This is a genomic window from Silvanigrella paludirubra (assembly GCF_009208775.1).
GTDB lineage: Bacteria > Bdellovibrionota_B > Oligoflexia > Silvanigrellales > Silvanigrellaceae > Silvanigrella > Silvanigrella paludirubra.
On the sequence record NZ_WFLM01000003.1, the window covers coordinates 511356 to 531942 of the forward strand.

The following is a 20587-nucleotide window of genomic DNA, read 5'->3' on the forward strand; positions in this document are numbered from 1 at the left end:
AAATCATATTTAATAAGTTATAAAAAAGAAATAATAATTTTTAAATATTAGTAATTGAAAGATAACTATAGTTACCAAAAAATTTTTATTTTGTATCTTAAGCATAAATAAACAAATATTATAATTTATATATTATCAATATTATAATTTTTCAAAAAAAATTAAAATTTAAACAAGAAAAAACATCTTATAAATCAATTATATTCAAATCAGTTAAGCAAATAGATTTGTTTGCTTAAAGGTATTTAATATAGTACTCATTAATCTGATTTAGAAATTTTAAAACCAAGGTTTGAGTTAAGAATGTAAGTAGCAAGCTTTAAAGCAAATGGCAAAAAGTTAGTTCTTAACATAGTTTGAAAAATTACAAGAATGATTTTTAAATTCATTTGAATTTTATTTGCTTTATGTTATATCATTTAATGAAAATTTATAGATTTATTATATGATTATTTACATTTACAAAGGGGTAAGTATTAAAATCTACTCAATCATAAATTAAATAGATTGAGATAGATTATATTTTTTATAAATCGAATTTAAAAATAAATTGGAAAATTAAAGTGAATTTTTTTAAAATGAAACAAATCTTTCAAAGAAACCAGATATTAAAAGATAAATTTTCTAATGCAATTTTATTGTCTATCTCACAAATTATATCACTTATTTTTAATTTTTTAGCAATTTTAATTATTGCGAGAGAAAATACCTTAGAAAATTTTGGAGTATTTTCCATTTGCTTAACAATTTATAATATTTTAGCAATATTTTCTGAACTTGGAATCTATGGTAATATAGGAACAAGTCTGTCAAAAAATAAATTCAATGAAAATGATTTATTTGGTTTTTCTATATTAGTTTCATTGGTTTTATCGTTAGTTTTTTTAATTTCTCTATCAATCATTTATCCAATTATAAATATTTTTTATAATGATAGTTTAAAATTATTAATATTAAATTCAGGAATAATATCGTTTTCATTTTTATTTGCATATGCTCTTCCTTTTATTATGACTGGGTCTGAAAAAATTAAAATATTTAGTTTATTTAATTTTTCTAATAACTTTATTTATTTTATTTTTGTTATTTTTCAAACATATATATTAAAAGATAAGAATATTTCTTCATATATAAATTATAAGTCACTATCAATAATAATTGGTATAATATTAGTATTTTTGATTTTAAAACCAAGGTTTAAAAATCAAAAAGTAATTTTTAAGAATATTTATTCAGATTGGAAAAAGTTTGGATTTCATTGTTTTTTAGGAAGATTATATAATTCTACGATTCCTTTTTTACTTGTCCTGCTTGTTGGGTATATACTTAGTGAAAAAAGTGCAGCAATTTTTAGAGTGTCTTTTAATTTTATTAATCCATTATTACTTGTTTTTCTTTCATTTACACAGACTATGGCAAAAAAAGTTTCTAATTTACCTTCAATTCCTAAAAATACATTTTATTCAAATATATTAATTTCTTTATTTTTAGTTTTGGGTTCTGCAATTGGTGGTTTTATCTTAATAGAATATTTTCTTGGAGAAAAATATAAAAGCTCGTTACCTTTATTCTTAATTATGCTGATTTGCTGCTTTTTATATGGAAATTATAGGATGTATTATGAATGGTTAGTTTTAAATGGACATGGGAAAATGGTTATGAATGCATCAAGATTTGCATTTTTATTTATAGCATTATTTTCAATTCCTTTAATGAAGATTTTTGATATTTATGGAGCTCCTATTGCACTTGTTGGAAGTTTTTCAGTTTGTACAATATTTGTCTTTTATTATTATAGGTCAGTTTTAAAAGAAGTTAATTTTGCTAAAAAACCTGAATTACTTGACTCATTTAATAAATAATAAATTTGATTATGGATAAGTATTTAATTTGATTTACTGGAGTATTGTATGGAAAATAAAACCGCTCATATAAAATACAGGCCTGATATAGATGGTATAAGAGCTATTGCAATTATTCTAACTTTATTTTTCCATGCAAAAATACCTTATTTTTCAGGAGGCTTTATAGGAGTCGATGTTTTTTTTGTAATATCAGGTTTTTTAATTACAAGTATTATTCTTAAAAATTTAAATTCAAATTCTTTCAGCTTTAAAGAATTTTATATTAGGCGCGTTAAACGAATTTTTCCTGTTCTTATAGTTGTTCTAATATCGGTATGGCTTATTGGATGGAATTATTTTTTATTAGATGAATTTAAGCTTTTAAATAAGCATTTAGCAGCAGGAACTGTTTTCTCATCAAATTTAGTGCTATTTTTTGAGTCTGGAAATTATTTTGCAGCGTCTTCAGAATCTAAACTTCTTTTACATTTATGGTCTCTAGCAATCGAAGAGCAATTTTATTTATTTTGGCCACTTTCATTATTTATTATTTGGAAATTTCAGAAACATGTCTTAAAAATTATTTTTGCTATTATTATCATTTCATTTATTTTAAACATTTATACTATTAGTTTTAATAAAGTCATGGCATTTTATTTTCCATTTACAAGATTTTGGGAGTTATTAATTGGTGGTTTTCTTGCTTATTTAAATTTATTTAAAAAGAATTCAATTGATATTTATATTGATAATATATTAAATAAATTTTATATATCTATAAATGCTTCAAACTTAAAATCTATATTAGGAATCTCTCTTATAATTTTAGGTCTTGTTTTTTGTTCAAATTCAGAAATATTATATCCTGGATTTTGGGCATTATTTCCAGTTATTGGTTCTTTTTTGTTAATTTTTTCAGATCAAAATTCATTTATAAATAAATATTTTTTAAGTAATAGAGTTATGGTTTTTATAGGTGGATTAAGTTATTCTCTTTATTTGTGGCATTGGCCAATCTTAGCTTTTTCAAATACAATTAATGGAGGCGAATCTTCATTAATCACAAATACATTTTGTTTATTTATTTCTTTAATTTTGTCTTATTTAAGTTATATTTTAATAGAAAAACCTATTAGGTTTTCTGAGAGAAAACTGACCCTAAATATTTTAATATTTACTCCAATTATTATTGGTATAATAACTTCGCTTTTATACTTTTATAAGGTCAAGCCACTTAGCTCTCACGATCCATTAATTACAAAAATCAATGATTCCTTAATTGATTGGACAGCTCCAAATGCCCATATTTATGAAATATATGAAAAATCTAATCCAAAAAATCATAATAATGGAAAAGTTTTGTATTGGGGTGACAGTAATATGGGTCAATATTGGTCAAGAATTGAAAAAATTCAAAATGAGCATCCTGAAAATAGCAAATCCATACTTTTTGCTTATCAGACGGGTTGTTTTCCTGTTTTGCATGTGTCTAAAATAAACGAAGTAGATTGTTTAAAATGGAGTGAAAAAATTTACAAATTGAGAAACGATCCTGAAATAGATACGGTCGTTTTAGCAGCAAATTGGCATGCCTTATATGAAGCAAAAGGCATTGTTTTTAATGATATAAATAACCACGAAGAACAAATTTTCTATAATTCTGTAGCGATGAATAAATTTTTTAATCAGCTAAGTAGTCAAGTTAAGGCATTCAAAGAAAATAGGAAAAAAGTATATTTAATTTTAAATATTCCAGTTGGAAAAGAATATTCACCAAAATCATTGCTTACTCGCTCATTTATAAATGGTATTAAAATAAACGAGAAAAAGTTTGTAGATAATCCTAAATTTATGAGTGAAAATCTTTTAATTTCTAGCAAATTGAAAAAAATAGCAGATGAAAATGGGGCAATTATAATTGATCCAACAAAACTCCTTTGCCATAATTCATCATGTCAGGTTATGACAAACGATTTTTATCCAATCTATTTAGATTCAACTCATTTAAACGCTTCATATGTAAGAGAAAATGCTTCTTTTATAGATGAAACTTTATTAATACATGAGAAGTCATTTGAAAATTCAAAAATTAATTAAATCGTTTTTGTTTTAGGCTCGTTTTTTATTTTCAATTTTATTTTTAAATGATCTAAACATTATTTTTTGATTGATAAAATCTTTAAATGATTTTTTAAATGTTTCTTTTGAAAATCTTTTTGCATTTTCAAGACAATGTATGGGCTGAATATTTACTAAACCAGATTCAAACAATTCAATTGCTTTTAAAATACTTTCCTTACTTTGATCTTCAAATAAAATTCCAGTCGGTTTATTTGTAACTCCAATATGATTTACAACTTCTAAGGCTCCTCCTTGGGCAAAGGCAATTACTGGTGTTCCGCAGGCTTGTGATTCAAGCATTGAAATTCCAAAGCCTTCACAACCAGCTTGTAAAAATGCTTTTGATTTTGAAAGAATTTCAGCAATTTCAATTTGATTTCTGAATCCTACAAATGATATATTGTCATTTGCAAGTTTTTTTAATTCTTTTTCAATAGAACCAGACCCAATTATAATTAATTTTTTATTTGATGAATTAAAAGCTTCAATGATAAGGTCGAATCTTTTAATAGGTTCCAATCTTCCTACTGCAACATAAGTATCACGTTTTTCTTCATTAAAATATTTTATAAAATTGTCTAAATAAACAGGTGGATAAATTACTTTAGATTTTACACCAACAATTTTTTCATTCCATTCTGAAACATATTCAGAATTTGCAATAGTATAATCCGCTCTTTTTGAAGCAATAAAATCCCATTTTCTTAATTTATATAATAAAAACTCTTTTAAAATTTTAAATTTACTTCCAATCGAGTAGATATTTTTATCATGATAAGCATATCTTAAGCCCGGTGCTTGTAGGTAAGTAATATGAAGCTGGTGATGGTAAGTGATTACACCTCTGGCAACTGCGTGTGAAGAAGAAATAATTAAATCATAATCATGTAAATTAAATGATTCAATTGCTAAAGGCATTAAAGGTAAATAAATTCTATAGTATTTTTTTGCAAAAGGTAGTTTTTGTATAAATGATGTTTTTGCTTTTTTTCCTTTTACAAAAAATCTTTGTTCATCATTTAAAAAATCAATTAAAGAATAAATATCACAATTCGGATAACATTCTATTATTTGCTCAACTACTCTTTCTGCTCCACCATAAACAGTTAGCCAATCAACAACAAGAGCTACCTTTAACTCATTATTCTTCACGTTTTATTCCATTTCTTATTAATATGTGTCATTTTTATATTTAATAAAAATTTAATTTATAATATTGAATTGATTAGTAATTATTAAACTATAATAATTTTAATTTCAAGAGATTTGTAAGAAAAGAATAGTTGTTATTTTTGTTTTTATTGTTAAATTATATTAAAGTATTTATTCAGTATAAAATATTATATTATTCTAAATCGGAGAATTTTAAATTTGTCGCTCTTTCCCATGCTATAACACCGCTTATGGAACTGGATACAATTCCTTGACCAGGAAATACAGAATCTCCTACAAAAAATAATTTTGAAGATTTATTTGGATGTTTATAAACAGAAGGAATCGACTTAAAAATAATATCATATGCATTTGTAATCATGCCTCCAACTTTACCTTTATCTCTATATGTAAATTTTTCATAAGTAGAAGGAGAGGCAAACTCACAATTTTGTATTTTAATTTTCAAAGTTTTTTCAATTCTAGCAATAAGTTTATTTTTATAGAATTCTTTTTTTTGGTGGTCATATTGATTTATTTTAAAATGTATTGTTGCGGTAAAGCATCTAATATTATTATTTTGTTCTTTTTTATAAACAGATAAATACAAAGAACTTTTTAATTCTTCTATTTCGTTTTCTTCAAAGAAAATTTGGTGATACCATGGGCCAATTGGATAAGTTTCTTTATGTTCAAAATATCCAAAAAGCGCACAGGCACCCCATGATGATTTATTTTTAATTTTATGGCTTAATTTCTTTTTAAAAGAATTTTCTTCTTTATAAATTTTTAAAAAATTCCAAACAGTTATATTTAAAAATAAATTTTTATTTGCAAGAATTTTTTTTCTTATATTTTTTTTTCTGTCTAAAATACATAGAATAAATCCATTTTTATCTTCTTCTATAGATAAAAGCTCATGTTGATAATTTATTTTAATACCTTTATCTTGAATTTGAAAAGCAAGATCCATAAAGTACGATCTCATTCCTCCATTTAAACGATAAATTCCATAATTTAATATACTAATACCCATACTTCCAAATATCCAAGGCACATATTTCATTTTATTTTGGACAGTATCAAGTAAAAGCGAGTTTAAGATATCATGACTTTTTTTAAAATTGTTTTTTAGGCCTAATAATTTACAAACTGTTAAATAGGATAAAAAAAATGTAGAAAATAGAATTAATTTATTTTTCATTCTAAAAAAAATAGCTAAATTTTGAAATAATTCTTTAATTGAATTAATTGGTAATTTAGGTATATATTTTAAATTAACCCAAATTTCCTTACTTGTTAAATTTGAAAAATGGATAATATTTTTTAACACTCTCTCTTCATTTTCTTCTAGTTTACCATCAGTTATCTTTATATTTGCTCTTGAATCTATAGAGATTGATGTATTATCATTTGGAAAATGAAAGTAAATATTTTCAATTTTTTCACTATCAGGAAATTTTATTATTTCTTTTTTATTAAGGCAGTAAATTTTATTTTGAATTTCTCCATTTTGAATTGCTACAAGTTGAGTAGCACCAACATCAAAAACTCTTTTAGGATTTCCTCTTGCAAAATAACCTCCGCAACCTCCAGGTGCAAAATGTTGTTCAAATAAAACCGTATTATTTTTATTTGAATTCTCGCTTAATAATTTTGCAACGGCAATTCCTCCCGCTCCTGCTCCAATAATAACATTATCAAATTCTTCGTCAAATTCTATTTTCATTTTTAAACTTTTTTATTTTGAATTTTTATGAGATGTTTATTAAATAAATACATAACCATTTTATGAAAACTAGCTTGAAATATCCTATAAATTGGCCAAGGTAATGAAGGATAATAGTCATGAATTGCAGCAATTGCAGACTGTTCATGTGGGCTAATTCTAAACTCAAATCTTGCTGGAGGATAATCTTTTTTAATAACAAGGAGTCCACCTTTTATATAAAAAAGTTGTCTATCTGTAGAGCTTCTATCATCTGAAAACTCGAATGTTAATAAATTGATTTTTAGAAAAGTAAAACGAACAATATTATTGTTAACTTTAGACCGTATTATTGTGAAAAATACTTTTGGAAGCCAATTAATATACTCTTTTCCTAATCTGATTGAATCCCAACCCATTGGCAAATTTAATCTTTGAACTGTTCTTACTTTATTTTCTTCAAATGTTTTTCTTCTCGGTTTTATTTCATTTTTTTCTTCATTTTCAATTGCTCTTTGTAATGAGTCATTTAATGATATTGGATTTGGTATATAATTATTAAAATAAAGGGAATGATTTGCTTTCAAGTCATATTTTAAACTATCAATAAGTGGTGATATTGTATAATAATCAATACCAGTAATTATATAAAGCCATAATTTTGAAAGACCTAAATTAAAAAACGGTAATGTTATTAATGTTCTTTTTAGTTTCATTAACGTAGCAATTTTAATAATCAATTCATTATAGGATATTAATTCTGTACCATGTATATCAATAACTTTATTATATACTTCTTTATTTCCAACACAAAGTTTAATAAATTGGATAACATCATTAACATCAACTGGCTGTGAAAGTGATTTTGTCCATTTTGGTGTTGTCATTATTTTTAAAGTTTTTACTAACCGGTAGACAATTTGAAATGAACTTCCTCCAGACCCAATAATAATTCCAGCTCTTATACAAGTTAAAGGTATACCTGAACAAGTTAAGACAATTTCAACTTCATTTCTACTTTTTAAATGTCTTGATATTCCATAATTTATTTCTGGAATAATGCCACCTAAATAAATAATATGTTTAATATTATTTTTTAGTGCGGAACGTCTAACGTTATCAGCAATAATTAGATCAAGGTCATCAAAAGTGCTTTGAGTTAACCTGCTTCCTTTTGTCATAGAATGAATAAGATATAAAATATAATCACAATCTTGAAATGCAATTTCAGCTTCTTTTAAATTAAATAAATCGCATGAAAACCATTGTACATCTGAATTTAGACTATTTGTTGTGGGAAGGTTTCGACATAATGCTCTAATTCTAAAATTTTTTGATAATTCTTCAATTGCGTATATACCAATAAAACCACTTGCTCCTGCAATGGCTATTCTAGGTTTAGTCATAATCATTATTCTTTATAGTTTATGAGGTGTTCTAACGTGAGTTAAACCACCATCGACAGAAATAATTTGACCTGTAATGAATGAGCTTTTTTGATCTAATAAAAATGAAATTGTATTTGCAATATCTTCTGGCTCCCCTATTCTTTTAATTGCATTAAACGAAATTGTAGATTTTACTGCTATTTCATTTTGAACTAAAAACTTGGCCATTTTGGTATTCGTTAAGGATGGGGCTATACAATTTACTCTAATTCCAAAGTTGGCATAGGATATAGATAAACTCCTAGTTAAAGACTCAACAGCACCTTTTGCTGCTGATATTGCTTCATGATTCATTAGTCCAACTTGTGCTGCAACTGAAGATATAAGTACAATATTTCCTGATTTTTGTTTTTGCATTATTGGCAATATAATTTTTAAAGCGTAATAAATACTATTTAAATTCAAATCCATAATTTGATTCCACTCATTAAGAGAGGTATTATGCAAGGATTTGAGTGTAATTGATCCAATTAAATGAACGTATTCATCAATAGAATTATGTTCGTTTAAAATCTCATGAATTGCTTGTTGAATTTCTTCTGGATTTGTTGCATTAGCTTGATATATAAATTTGTTATAATTATTCTCTTCTAAGTTTGATTTATCTTTTACAATTAGAGCAATATTTTTATTGTTGGTTTCAATTTCATATAATTTTTTACCAATTGATGAATTACCGCCATTTATTACTAATGTTTTTTTGTTACTCATTTTTGTTACTTTCTAAATTATAATTTTTAGTTAATTCGTATTTTAAATAAATTTAAAAAACTAAATAATTTCAATTCATAATTTTTACTTATATTTTAAAAACTGTAAATATTCAAGTTTGAAAATATGCAAAAATAATACATTGTAAAAAAGATATAAAAATTTTTAAAGTGGTAAGCTTAATTGATAATTAAAATATATTTAATAATAATTTCATTCAAAAAGTTGAGGATATACTAAATTTATGGTATCTGAAAAACCGTGAATATAAAGTGATTTAATTATATTTAGGGGATAACTTATTAAAGTAGCAATCATTGGTTCTGGTGTAGGCGGTTTGTCAATAGCTTCACTTCTTTCTAAAGAAGGTTTTAAAATAGATGTTTTTGAATCTGCTGAAACATATGGTGGAAAAATGTTTCGTTACACAAATGAAGATGGTATCTCTTGGGATACAGGCCCTACTTTAATATCATTGCCCAATGAAATTTATCAAATTTTTAAAATTTTAAAAAAAAATCCACCTGAATTAATTCCATTGCTTACAGGTTGTAGATTACTTTTTAGTGATCAAACAGATTGGTCGTTACCAATTGGTTTAAATCAACTTGTTTCTTTTTACCAAAAAATAGATCAAAATATTTCAAGACAATTTGAAGAAGTTATGAAAATTTCATCTTCTATTTATGAATTTGCTGAAGATCATATATTTCATGTTGACCCTCCATCTTATTTTCAGCTTGGGTTAAAATCATTGTCATCTGGATTATTTTTAAAGTACCCTAAAATTACATTAACCCCCTATTCTAAGGTAGTTGATTCTTTAATAACAAATTCAAATTTAAGAGAATTTTTTTATCACTTTGCAAGTTACGTTGGCATGAATCCTGATGAAGCTCAAGGCGGGATACTAAGTGTAGCTCATGTCGAGTTAAATTCTGAAATCGTTTTTCCAAAAGGTGGAGTGTATAATATAGCAGAGCATTTATATAAAGCTGCTTTAGATTATAATGCGAAATTTCATTTTAATTCAAAAGTAATTTCTGTTAAATTAAATGAAAACTTTAAACATGGAAGCAACCTTAAATTAACTTTTGAAAAAGAACATAAAATTAATGAATGTATTTATGACATTATTATATCTAATAGTGATCCTTATGTAGCATCCAAGACATGGTTAGAAATACCTTCAATTAAAAAAATATTTAATTCAAAACTTGAAAAAAAACAATTTAGACCTTCTGAAAGTCAATTTGTGATTTTATTTGATTTGGAAGATGAAATAGATCTTGATCATCATATAAAAATTTTTCCTGAAAGTTGGAGAAAGAGTTTTATTGAAGTATGTGAAAAAAATCAAATTCCAAATGACCCTTGTGTTTATTTAGTTTGGCCACATGCAACAGATAAAAGTGTTTCTTCTCGTGTTTTATTTATATCTGCTATGGCTCCAAATACATTAGCGGAAGTTAAGTGGGATGATAATTTTATAAATAAATATTCAGAGAAAATTTTAAATATTTGTAGAACTAGATTAAGCATGAAATTAAAAGGAAAAATATTTAAGGTTATAACTCCAAACGAGTTAGAAGTTAGAGCTAACAGTCTCAATGGAGGAATATATAGTGCTACTTGTTCATCCTTTCAGCCTATGAATTTTCATTTTTCAGGATTAACCGATACTCAGAATTTATATTTTGTGGGTGCTGGTGTTCATCCTGGCGCTGGTGTTACCATGGTAATGAAATCTGCTAGAAGAATTGCAGACCATATCTTAAAAAAATTTGCCAATAGGTAATGCTATGTTAATTGAATATAAATTATTATCTTGTTTATTTTTATTATTATTTTTAATAGTAGCATCAATTGATGGTTTATATTTTCATTTATACAAATATAAATTGTACGCTAGAGAAGACTCTAGAAAAGAGCATTTATTACATACTTTAAATTCTTTTCTTTTTCCATGGTCTATTTATTTTTTATTTTTGGATGAATTTAAAGGAATCTATTTGTGGTTTGGTATTTTTTTAACTCTTATAAGTTTAATTATTGAATATATGGACGTTTTTGAAGAAAATAAAAGTAGAAAAACAATCGGTGGTTTGACAAGTCTTGAATACTCAATGCATTTCGGTATGTCTGCTTTAAGAGCAATATATACTACCTTAATTCTTGTTTCAAAACCTAAAGAAGATTGGTTTTTAACTAGTTCTAATATCATACAAAATACTTCAAGTGATTTATATATGAAATATTTTTTATATCCTGTAATTTTAATGGGTTTATTTGTTGCTGGATTGCATTTTGTGTTGATATTTTATAAAAAAGAGATTAAAACTATATGAGTAATTTAATTAATGATCCTTATGTTAATGATTTAAAATATTTTTCGGATAAATTAAATTATTTTTTAGATTCTGAATTATATGAAATTTTATATGAAGACAATAAAGATATTCAAACTATTCTTCAAAAATATTTAATTCAAACAGCACGAAGTTCTTTTTCAACACAGGCTAAAAGAATAAGACCAATGCTATGTTATTGGCTTTTTAGAAATTTTTATATGCAAGGAAATTTTACAGAAAAATTATCAAATATAAAACTAAGCGAAAAAAAAATATTCGAAAAAATGAATAAAGTTGCAATAACAATTGAAATCCTTCACAGCGCAAGTCTTGTGGTTGATGATATTGAAGATGATAGTAAAGAAAGAAGAGGACAAGAATCTCTTCATGTTAAATATGGAATGCCACAAGCATTAAATACAGCAAATTGGATGTATTTTTTAGCATTAAAATACGTTCCACAAAGTTTAAAATCTATTGTAATGGATACCTTATTTGATTGTCATATAGGCCAAGCACTAGATTTAAGTAGTAAAAATACAGAAACTACTTATCATCATTTTTTATTATCTGAAAATGAAAGATGGGAATTTTATGAAAGATGTGCCGAATTAAAAACTTCAAAGTTAATATCTCTTGCTTTTGACTGTGCTAAAAAAATATTGAATATAAATAAAAATGACATTATTATTCTTGAAAATGTATTTAGAATATACGGAATTATATACCAAATATTTGATGATATTAAGAATTTTATACCAGAATTAAATCGTGATAAATTATATGAAGATTTAAACTCAGGAATGAGAAGTGCTGTTGTATTATGCTTTTTAGATATTTTAACAGAAGATGAAAAAATTCAAATGAATAATGAACTCATTAATAATCGTTTTAAAGAATATTTTTTAAATCATGCAAAAAAATTCAATGCTTTAGAAAAGTGTTTTTATAAGGCTTCATATCTACTTCATTTAAATTCAATACAACTAGATTCTGTTCATTTTAATAAAGAATCTAGAGAGTATTTATCTGAAATTATTGAAAAACCATTTGATGAAATAAAAAAGAAAATATTTTCTATGATACACCTTAAATATAATAAATCTATAGTAAAAGAAAATTATGCATTATGAAAATACTTGAAATTCAAGACGCTGAAATTGCAAAAATTGAAAATCAGGATCCTATAATTCTTTCAAAAATTAAAAATAATGTATTTTATGAGTGGTTTTATCTAGAAATTAATAAGGAAGATTTACATGTTATTTTAATTCTTTCATTGAAAGATTGTTTTGAGATAAAAAATACTAATTCTTCTGAGAATTCCTCAATATATTTTACGTGTTATTACAAAAATAAAATTGTGGGTTATAGTTATTCTTTTTTTGAGGGAAATGAAGAAAAAGAATTTAAAGAAAAAATATTTAAATGGTTTAATTTAGAAACTCCTTCTTTAGAGCTTTGGTTTCCTGATCATTCTTTAAAGAAGTATATTCAATTATCTATAGATTACCCAAGAGATGTTTCATGTATTAAAACAAATAAAGATATTGATTTAGGATCAAATAAAAAGCATTTTTGGCAATTTATTTCATATAAAAATAATGCGAATGGATTTATAAAAATATTTGATTTATCACCTAAATTTGATTTAACAAATATCTGTAAAAGAAAATCTAATTTTTATGATTTTCCTTTAAGTATAAAACTTTCAAAAAGAAATACAAATTTATATAAATTTGAAAATGCAAATCTATATTTTGATCATAATGCGGGTTTTGAATCGCTTTATTCTATTAAAGATAATTGGTATTGGTGGCATGCTAGAAATAAAAATGAATATGAAGTTAATTATTTTTTTCCACATATTGAAAAAATGTTTCATATTGGATTTATAAATAATGAATTAACTTCTAAAATACACTCAATATCAAAAAAAGAACTAATATTAAAAAACTCAAATACTTTTTTTGGTCTTTCTTATCCTAAAAAAATAAATTCAATCGCATTTAATGAAATCCAATTTAATAAAACGATTGAATCTGCGCCCTTTTATTATAGAGCAAAATCTGTTGATAATATTTTATCAACTATAGAGGTTTTAAATCCTAAGAAGATTATAAATGATTGGAATCAAAAATTACTTTATTCTAGAAAAATTCATATTCTAAAAAATATTTCAAGTGAATCAGAAATTAGTTCTTATTTAAACTTTTCTAAAATATGCAAAAAAATAACTTGGAATCATGGAAAATCATTTTATATATCATCATTAGTGTTGCCTATAGAGCAAAGAAATAGTTCTTATTTTATTTATACTCTATGTAGATTAATAGATGACGCTACTGATGAAAATATTTTATTAAATGAACCTGGTTCAAAATTTTCAACTCAACTTTTAAATGTCTTTTGGTCGGATGATATAGAAATATTGGATGATTTTATTCCGTTATTGATAAAAAATATATCATTAAGCTTATATTCTGTAATTAATTATGATTCTGCCCTAGATTTTATCATGAACTCACGGTTATTAATTAAGAATCTTTCTTTAGAAAAAGTATATTTCGAAGACCTTATTTCTGGGCAGTTAATGGATGAACATTTTTCACAGCCATTAAATATTTCCGATTTTAATTTATATTGTTATCGTGTAGCAGGCGTAGTAGGCATTATGATGTCTAAAATATTTAGAACACAAAAAAGCCCTATTGCATTAAATGCAGCAGAAAAGCTGGGTTCTGCAATGCAAATAACTAATATCTTAAGAGATGTAAAAGAAGATTACGATAAAAAAAGAATTTATATTCCAATTTCATTATTTCAAAAACATAAAATTGAAAATTCATTAGATTTTTTCTCGAATGAAGTAAATAAACAAAATAAAATTGAAATCATAAAAGATCTATCAGATATAGCCATATTATATTATTGTGAGTCTTTAGAAGGTATAAAATATATACCTTCTTTTCGAGCTCGTCTTTGTGTAAAGCTAATGGTTGCTGTATATGGATCTATTCTTGGGAAAATATTAATTGATAAATCTGTTATTTTTAAGAAAAGAATTGTTATATCTCATTTTAAAAAAATGATTATATTTTTAAAAGTAGTAATTGGTTTTCATCCTTTAAAAGTAGCAAAACTAATTAGTAAAGAGGAATTACCGTGAAAAAATATGATGCTATCGTTGTTGGTGCTGGTTTTGGTGGTTTATCTAGTGCGTTAACTTTACAAAGCATGGGACTTTCTGTTGCTCTTATAGAAGCTCTAGACAAAGTTGGTGGAAGAGCTTATGTAGAAAATAAAAATGGATATCTTTTTGATAGGGGGCCTTCAATAATAACAGCCCCTTTTTTAATAGATGATATTTTTCAAATGTCCGGAGTGAACAGAGAAGATTATTGTAAGTTTGTTCCCGTGGATCCTTATTATAATGTTGTTTTTCACGACGGAACAAATATAGCGCACTATAATTCTCAAGATAAGTTTTTAAATGAAATAAATAAAATTTCTCCAGATGAAGTTGAAGGTGTGAAAGCTTTTTTTGCACATGCTGAAAAAATATTCCAAAAAGGTTTTGTTGAATTAGGTGATAAAAATTTTTCAAATCCTTATTCTATGTTGGGTGTTGCGCCACAGCTTTTAAAATTGAATGCTGTTAGACCAGTATATTCTATGGTTTCAAAATTTGTTAAAAATGAAAAAGTAAGACAATTTTTAAGTTTTCATCCTTTATTAATTGGTGGAAATCCTTTTAGAGCTTCTGCAGTTTATAGTCTAATTAATAGATTAGAAAGAGCCTATGGTGTCTTTCATCCTATAGGAGGAATGAATAAACTTGCAGAAGCTTTTGATAAAAGATTTAGAGAATTAGGTGGTGTTACCTTTTTATCCTCTCCTGTGGAATCTGTTTCAAAAAATCTTTCTGGAGATTTTGTTGTAGAAACTTCAAATCAAACTTTAGTTTCTAATAAATTACTCGTAAATGCAGATATGCATCGTTTTGTGAAAACAGTCTTAAAAGGGAATGCATATCCTAAAAAATTATCACGTAAATTATCTAGAGCTGATTTAAGTATGTCTGCATTTTTGATGTACTTTGGTACAAATAAACAATGGCCTGAAATGTGCCAGCATACAATTGCTTTAGGGCCGCGTTACAAAGAATTATTAGAAGATATCTTTATTAAAAAAATAGAGTTTGAAGATTTTAGTGTTTATATCCATATTCCTACTCGCTCAGATCCGAGTTTGGCTCCCAAGGGTGGCGAAGTCATTTATGCCCTTGTTCCAGTTGCTAATTTAGCAAGTCAAACAAATTGGGATTCCTATAAAAATGTGATTGCTGATAAAGTAAGAACTTTTTTAGAAGATAAATTTTTACCAGGTTTAAAATCTTCGATAGTAGAAGAAAGTATTTTTACTCCAGTTGATTTTGATACAACCTTAAGAAGCCACTTAGGTAACGCATTTGGTTTAGAACCATGGATTTTACAAAGTGCGGGATTTCGTCCGTCTAATTCTTCACCTGAAATCGATGGTCTTTATTTTGTGGGTGCAAATACACAACCTGGTGCGGGATTGCCTGGCGTTATATTAAGCTCTCGTATTACTTGTCGTTTAGTTGCAAAAGATATTGGGTCTGAAAAAATGCCGGCACTTTTAGCAAATTTACCTTCAACATTTTCCTATATCAATCTTTATTAATGGAACCATATTATTCATGAATGCTGATCATAAAAAAGGTATAATATTAGGATTAGGTTACGTTGCTGGTTTTTATTTAAAAAAAAATCCTCATTACGTTTGGACAAGTAGAAAGTTAAAAGAAAATACTGAAAATTCATTTTATTTTGATCTGTTAGATAAAGATAGTTGGAAAAATATAATTAATTTTGATGATATATTATGGACTTTTCCTGCTGTAAAAAATAAAAATGAAATTGAAAATTGTTTAACTTTTTTTGATTTGTATTTAAAAAATAAAAATGTAATTGTTTTATCTACAACTTCTGCATATAAAAGTGAAATTGAAAATGAAGAAATAAATGAAAATTCTAAATTAAATTTAGATGAACCTCGAATTTATGCAGAAGAAGAACTTAGAAAAAAAGGGGCTTTAATTTTACATCTTTCTGGTATTCTTGGGCCTGAAAGATATCCTAAAAACTGGTATGAAAAAAAACGTGTTAAGTATGGTGAAAATATTTTAAATTATATTCATGTTGAAGATATTATTTATTTTACTAGTAAGTTATTTAAGAATTATAAATTCTATGAACGGTTTAATTTAACTTCTGGTGATTACAAAACACATAATCAAATTTCAAAATCATTAAAATACGATGCCATATTTGAATTTCCAAATTTAACAAATGGAAGTAAAAAGGTAATGAATCATAAAATTCTAGAATTTTTGAATGAAAACTCTTACCAGTTTAAAAAATATCCTGAAAATTGTGAAATTTAATATATGAATGAAAACAATAATTGTCCTATATGTGATTATTCTAACTCTGAATTTTTCGTTTCTTCTAAAGTACAAATGCAAAATAATGATTCTATATTTTCGTTTCATAAGTGTTTAAACTGTGATTCTATTTATTTATATGATCCTCCAAAAGAACAAGATTTGTCTCATTTTTATGATGAAAATTATTTACCATATTCCAGCGATAATATCTGGGGAAAATATACTAATTTAGTGAAAAAATGGCAATTGATGTTAGATAAAAGACGTATAAATTTTTTATTAGATTTAAATAAAAAATTTGATAAAGAAACACGTATTTTAGATTTTGGTTGTGGGCATCCCTCCTTTTTGTATGAATTGGAAAAAAAAACAGGATGGAAATGTTTTGGATATGATTTTTCAAATAATGGATGGATAAAACATAAAAATACTTTTGATAAAATTAACTTGTATTCAGGTGATTTTAATGAAATTGAATTTAAAAATAAATTTAATATAATTACGATGTGGCATAGTTTAGAACATCATTTTAATCCTAAGCAATTGCTTAAGAGATTACATGACATATCTTTGGAAGAGTCTTTATTAATTATAGAAGTCCCGAATTTTAATTCCTTATCTAGAAAAATTCAAAAAGAGAACTGGGCTGGATTTCATACCCCACGTCACAGTGTTATTTATTCTCCAAAGTCTATTGAATTATTATTAGAAAATTCGGGCTGGAAGGTAGAAAGAATTTTAAATTATGGAACTTTAGATGCTTATATATTTTGGTGGTTGGGTGAAATTGAAAAAAAGAATATATCCAAAAATGAAATAAAATCTTTAGAAAAATACTTTTCTCATTTTTTATTATTTAAAGTTTTATATTTTCCAATTTTTCTATTTGAAAAATATTTTAGTTTTGGTTTAATGACAATTATTTGTAGTAAAAAGTAATTTTTTAAGTAAAATGTTATAAAAATTCTCTCCCTATATTTTAGTAGATTTTATATAAGTGCTTATTTTTATTTATTAATAATAAACTAATGATTAATCTTGTTATGTTTTCTTGACGATTTTCTTTGCTATTACTAGTCTTTCAATCGTATTAGACCTTTCTTAGGCCTTAATTAGTCTATTTTTTTAATTGAAAGTTTGTATATGTTAGATTTTTTTGGCATTAATAAAAAAAATTTTAGTATTAAAAATGATGAAATACTATCGATTCACTATTTAAGAGGCATTGCAGCTCTTCTTGTTGCTCTATATCATTTAGCGGAATCTAAGGAAACTCCTCTAGCGTTAGTTAGTGTATCCAAATGGATGGCAAGTGGAGTCGATGTCTTTTTTGTAATTAGCGGTTTTGTTATTTATTTAAACTATTTAAATAAAAATCTATCTCCTTTAAGCTTTCTTATTCGCCGATTTATTAGAGTTATTCCTTTATATTGGATTTTTCTAATTATGTTAATAATATTGAATTTTTTATTTCCTAAATTAGCTTTTAATAATGTTTCAATTAATTTTGAATCTGTATATAAATCACTGCTATTTATACCTTATTTTGATATTAAGAATCATGAAATATGGCCTATCTTAATTCCTGGCTGGACATTGAACTATGAAATTTTCTTTTATTTATTATTTTCATTTTTTCTTTTTAAAACTAAAAAGCATATTTTAATATCAATGGCTGTTATATTTTCTATACTTCTTATCACTGGCTTTTTAATTAAAACAAATAATGCTATATTATTGACCTATACTAACCCCCTTTTACTTGAATTTTTATCTGGAATGTTTCTTGCAAATTTATACTTTAGAAGTAAATTTTTTGAATCTAAATCATTATTAATTTCTATTAGTTTTATTTTAATAGGAATAACTGGCTTTATGCTATTTAAAGATTTAACCGTTAGAGGTATATCTTGGGGTGTTCCTGCTACTTTAGTTGTTATTGGCTGTTTAATGATAGAAAAAAATAATAAATTTAAATATTATAAAATACCATATTTACTTGGAAGTTCCTCTTATTCTATTTATTTAAGTCATCTTTTTACTCTTGGACTTGTTAAGTATATTTTTATAAAACTTAAATTAGGTTATAATACACCATTATCATTTTTATTTTTAACTTTATTTTCTTTAATTAGTATAGCATTTGTAGGAATAATTGTTCATATTATTGTCGAAAAGCCAATTATAAAATTACTATTAAAATATGTTTATTTAGGAGAAAAGAGAACAAATAAAAAAATACTTGTTGATAATCAATAATATTTTTATTATAAATTATTTATGACTTATTGTTCATTTCAAATATTTCTCTTTTATGGATTTCGCCATGAAGAATAATACTATCTATATCATTATAAGCTTCTATCTCTTCTAATGGATTTTTATTTAATAAAACGAGATTTGCAATTTTTCCTTCCTGTATAGAACCTATTTTATTTTGTAGTCTTAAAAATTTAGCATTATTTATTGTTAAAGCTTCTAGTAATCTTTTATGGCTGACTCCTGCTTTGATCCAATTTTGTATTTCATAGTATCCATTTAAACCTGGGGGGTTTGAATAAATAGGGGCTGAAGGTGTATCACTTCCAAATATTAAAAAACCATTATTTTTATTGATATAGCTTAAAGATTGAATTCCATTATTATATACCTTTTCCATATCTGCTAAATTACTTTCAGAGGTAATTTCATTTTCAAACCATTTTCCATCATTTGATTTATAAAATTGAATTAAATTTTTAGGTATTACTTTTTCTAAAAGAGGATCGTTTAAATAATTTGAATCGAATAACGAAACCAAGCCTTTCATAACTTGTGTAGTTGGTTGGTATGCCATTTTATTTAAAATAACTTGGTCTAAGACATTTTTTACTGCCAGTGGAATTTTATCGTTCTCGCTTTTTGTTTGCCATCTCCATAGCCCATGAGCGAATCCATCTGCTCCTACATTTATTGCCATTTGAAAAGATTCTAAAGAATTAGCATGAATTAAAACGGGTAAATTATTTTTATGAGCTTCTTTAATTAAAAGTTTTAAATTTTTCTCAGAAGGAACAGGAAGTTTTTTATTTGGAGAAAAGCCACTTTCATAATGTGTTTTTACCACAATCCCATTTCTCTCTATAATCCCTTTTATCGCATTTTTGGGAGAATGTTTTTCTTCTTCATCTCTATTATGACTATTAATAAAGTTAGGAACATTTTTAAATTTTTCAGATTCAGGAAAATAAATCATGGGGTAGCCCTGGTACTCTGCAGCAGCACCACCGCAAGTATATAAGTCAGGGTGTTTTTTATTAGATTTAAAAGATTTTATGATATCTTCATCTGTTGTAAATAGATCAACAATTGTAGTAAATCCATGATAAAGATAACTGTGTGGCAGTTGCTTCCGGTAATTTTTAACTAATTCTGGATATTTTTTTTCTTGTTCAGAGCTAAGACCTGGGACAAGATTAATATGATTATGAGAATCAATTAATCCAGGAATTAAATATTTATTTTTTCCATCAATGACTTTTATTGCTTTCTCGTTTTTTGGATGCCCTTCTTTGACTTTTGTGATCTTACCTTTATCAATTTCAATATGACCTAAATATGGTTTGAAATTATTTTCGTATGTCAAAATATTAATATTTTTAATAATAAGATCTTGTCCAATCGCAGAAATTTGTATTGTTGTTGAGAGAAATAAAAAAAAATATTTAAGCATAAAAACCTCTTTTATAGTATATAAAACAAATCAAACTACTTTAGATTTATTAATTAGTAAATTTATA

General features: G+C 25.2%; 15 protein-coding genes. 10 read left to right on the forward strand and 5 right to left on the reverse strand.

Annotated features, from left to right (window positions below):
- Window positions 1–563 precede the first annotated feature (563 nt).
- The gene (locus GCL60_RS09780; RefSeq protein WP_153420471.1) at window positions 564–1862 is read left to right on the forward strand and encodes a lipopolysaccharide biosynthesis protein; all 1299 of its coding nucleotides are present in this window, start codon (window positions 564–566) and stop codon (window positions 1860–1862) included.
- 48 nt (window positions 1863–1910) lie between these two features.
- On the forward strand, window positions 1911–3941 hold the full coding sequence (locus GCL60_RS09785) for an acyltransferase family protein (RefSeq protein ID WP_153420472.1): 2031 nt from the start codon (window positions 1911–1913) through the stop codon (window positions 3939–3941).
- Window positions 3942–3953: 12 nt separating this feature from the next.
- Here GCL60_RS09785 and GCL60_RS09790 read toward each other — a convergent pair whose 3' ends face one another.
- The 4 genes from GCL60_RS09790 to GCL60_RS09805 all read right to left on the reverse strand — a co-directional run bounded on the left by GCL60_RS09790 (window position 3954) and on the right by GCL60_RS09805 (window position 8984).
- Complete coding sequence (locus GCL60_RS09790) at window positions 3954–5117, reverse strand: glycosyltransferase (protein WP_153420473.1); 1164 nt, start codon at window positions 5115–5117, stop codon at window positions 3954–3956.
- A 193-nt stretch (window positions 5118–5310) separates the two neighbouring features.
- Window positions 5311–6846, reverse strand: coding sequence for an NAD(P)-binding protein (locus GCL60_RS09795; protein ID WP_153420474.1), 1536 nt, complete (start codon window positions 6844–6846; stop codon window positions 5311–5313).
- 2 nt (window positions 6847–6848) lie between these two features.
- The gene (locus tag GCL60_RS09800; RefSeq protein ID WP_161998157.1) at window positions 6849–8231 is read right to left on the reverse strand and encodes an NAD(P)H-binding protein; all 1383 of its coding nucleotides are present in this window, start codon (window positions 8229–8231) and stop codon (window positions 6849–6851) included.
- Window positions 8232–8243: 12 nt separating this feature from the next.
- Complete coding sequence (locus GCL60_RS09805) at window positions 8244–8984, reverse strand: SDR family NAD(P)-dependent oxidoreductase (protein ID WP_153420476.1); 741 nt, start codon at window positions 8982–8984, stop codon at window positions 8244–8246.
- A 316-nt stretch (window positions 8985–9300) separates the two neighbouring features.
- Here GCL60_RS09805 and GCL60_RS09810 point away from each other — a divergent pair, with 316 nt between their 5' ends.
- The 8 genes from GCL60_RS09810 (at window position 9301) to GCL60_RS09845 (ending at window position 19067) form a co-directional block, all read left to right on the forward strand.
- Window positions 9301–10782, forward strand: coding sequence for a phytoene desaturase family protein (locus GCL60_RS09810; protein WP_272914823.1), 1482 nt, complete (start codon window positions 9301–9303; stop codon window positions 10780–10782).
- Between the two features lie 4 nt (window positions 10783–10786).
- On the forward strand, window positions 10787–11332 hold the full coding sequence (locus tag GCL60_RS09815; RefSeq protein WP_153420478.1) for a hypothetical protein: 546 nt from the start codon (window positions 10787–10789) through the stop codon (window positions 11330–11332).
- A complete protein-coding gene (locus GCL60_RS09820) occupies window positions 11329–12468 on the forward strand; it encodes a polyprenyl synthetase family protein (RefSeq protein WP_153420479.1) in 1140 nt (379 codons plus the stop codon). Before GCL60_RS09815 ends, GCL60_RS09820 begins: the two co-directional genes overlap by 4 nt.
- Window positions 12465–14504, forward strand: coding sequence for a phytoene/squalene synthase family protein (locus tag GCL60_RS09825; protein ID WP_153420480.1), 2040 nt, complete (start codon window positions 12465–12467; stop codon window positions 14502–14504). Before GCL60_RS09820 ends, GCL60_RS09825 begins: the two co-directional genes overlap by 4 nt.
- Window positions 14501–16042 (forward strand): phytoene desaturase family protein, encoded by a 1542-nt coding sequence (gene crtI, locus GCL60_RS09830; protein ID WP_161998159.1) that lies wholly within the window; start codon window positions 14501–14503, stop codon window positions 16040–16042. The genes GCL60_RS09825 and crtI overlap by 4 nt, the downstream gene beginning before the upstream one ends.
- Window positions 16043–16058: 16 nt before the next feature.
- Window positions 16059–16805, forward strand: coding sequence for a Rossmann-fold NAD(P)-binding domain-containing protein (locus GCL60_RS09835; protein ID WP_153420482.1), 747 nt, complete (start codon window positions 16059–16061; stop codon window positions 16803–16805).
- Window positions 16806–16808: 3 nt separating this feature from the next.
- Complete coding sequence (locus GCL60_RS09840; RefSeq protein ID WP_153420483.1) at window positions 16809–17747, forward strand: class I SAM-dependent methyltransferase; 939 nt, start codon at window positions 16809–16811, stop codon at window positions 17745–17747.
- A gap of 204 nt (window positions 17748–17951) precedes the next feature.
- Window positions 17952–19067, forward strand: coding sequence for an acyltransferase family protein (locus tag GCL60_RS09845; RefSeq protein ID WP_153420484.1), 1116 nt, complete (start codon window positions 17952–17954; stop codon window positions 19065–19067).
- 19 nt (window positions 19068–19086) lie between these two features.
- Here GCL60_RS09845 and GCL60_RS09850 read toward each other — a convergent pair whose 3' ends face one another.
- On the reverse strand, window positions 19087–20520 hold the full coding sequence (locus GCL60_RS09850) for an amidohydrolase family protein (protein ID WP_153420485.1): 1434 nt from the start codon (window positions 20518–20520) through the stop codon (window positions 19087–19089).
- Window positions 20521–20587 lie beyond the last annotated feature (67 nt).

What these genes read in the sequence shown, in the direction of transcription:
- GCL60_RS09850 (WP_153420485.1), bottom strand. Translation starts at nt 20,520, where the DNA reads ATGCTTAAATATTTTTTTTTATTTCTCTCAACAACAATACAAATTTCT.
- GCL60_RS09795 (WP_153420474.1), bottom strand. Translation starts at nt 6,846, where the DNA reads ATGAAAATAGAATTTGACGAAGAATTTGATAATGTTATTATTGGAGCA.
- GCL60_RS09815 (WP_153420478.1), top strand. Translation starts at nt 10,787, where the DNA reads ATGTTAATTGAATATAAATTATTATCTTGTTTATTTTTATTATTATTT.
- GCL60_RS09845 (WP_153420484.1), top strand. Translation starts at nt 17,952, where the DNA reads ATGTTAGATTTTTTTGGCATTAATAAAAAAAATTTTAGTATTAAAAAT.
- GCL60_RS09800 (WP_161998157.1), bottom strand. Translation starts at nt 8,231, where the DNA reads ATGACTAAACCTAGAATAGCCATTGCAGGAGCAAGTGGTTTTATTGGT.
- GCL60_RS09825 (WP_153420480.1), top strand. Translation starts at nt 12,465, where the DNA reads ATGAAAATACTTGAAATTCAAGACGCTGAAATTGCAAAAATTGAAAAT.
- GCL60_RS09820 (WP_153420479.1), top strand. Translation starts at nt 11,329, where the DNA reads ATGAGTAATTTAATTAATGATCCTTATGTTAATGATTTAAAATATTTT.
- GCL60_RS09805 (WP_153420476.1), bottom strand. Translation starts at nt 8,984, where the DNA reads ATGAGTAACAAAAAAACATTAGTAATAAATGGCGGTAATTCATCAATT.
- GCL60_RS09785 (WP_153420472.1), top strand. Translation starts at nt 1,911, where the DNA reads ATGGAAAATAAAACCGCTCATATAAAATACAGGCCTGATATAGATGGT.
- GCL60_RS09840 (WP_153420483.1), top strand. Translation starts at nt 16,809, where the DNA reads ATGAATGAAAACAATAATTGTCCTATATGTGATTATTCTAACTCTGAA.
- GCL60_RS09835 (WP_153420482.1), top strand. Translation starts at nt 16,059, where the DNA reads ATGAATGCTGATCATAAAAAAGGTATAATATTAGGATTAGGTTACGTT.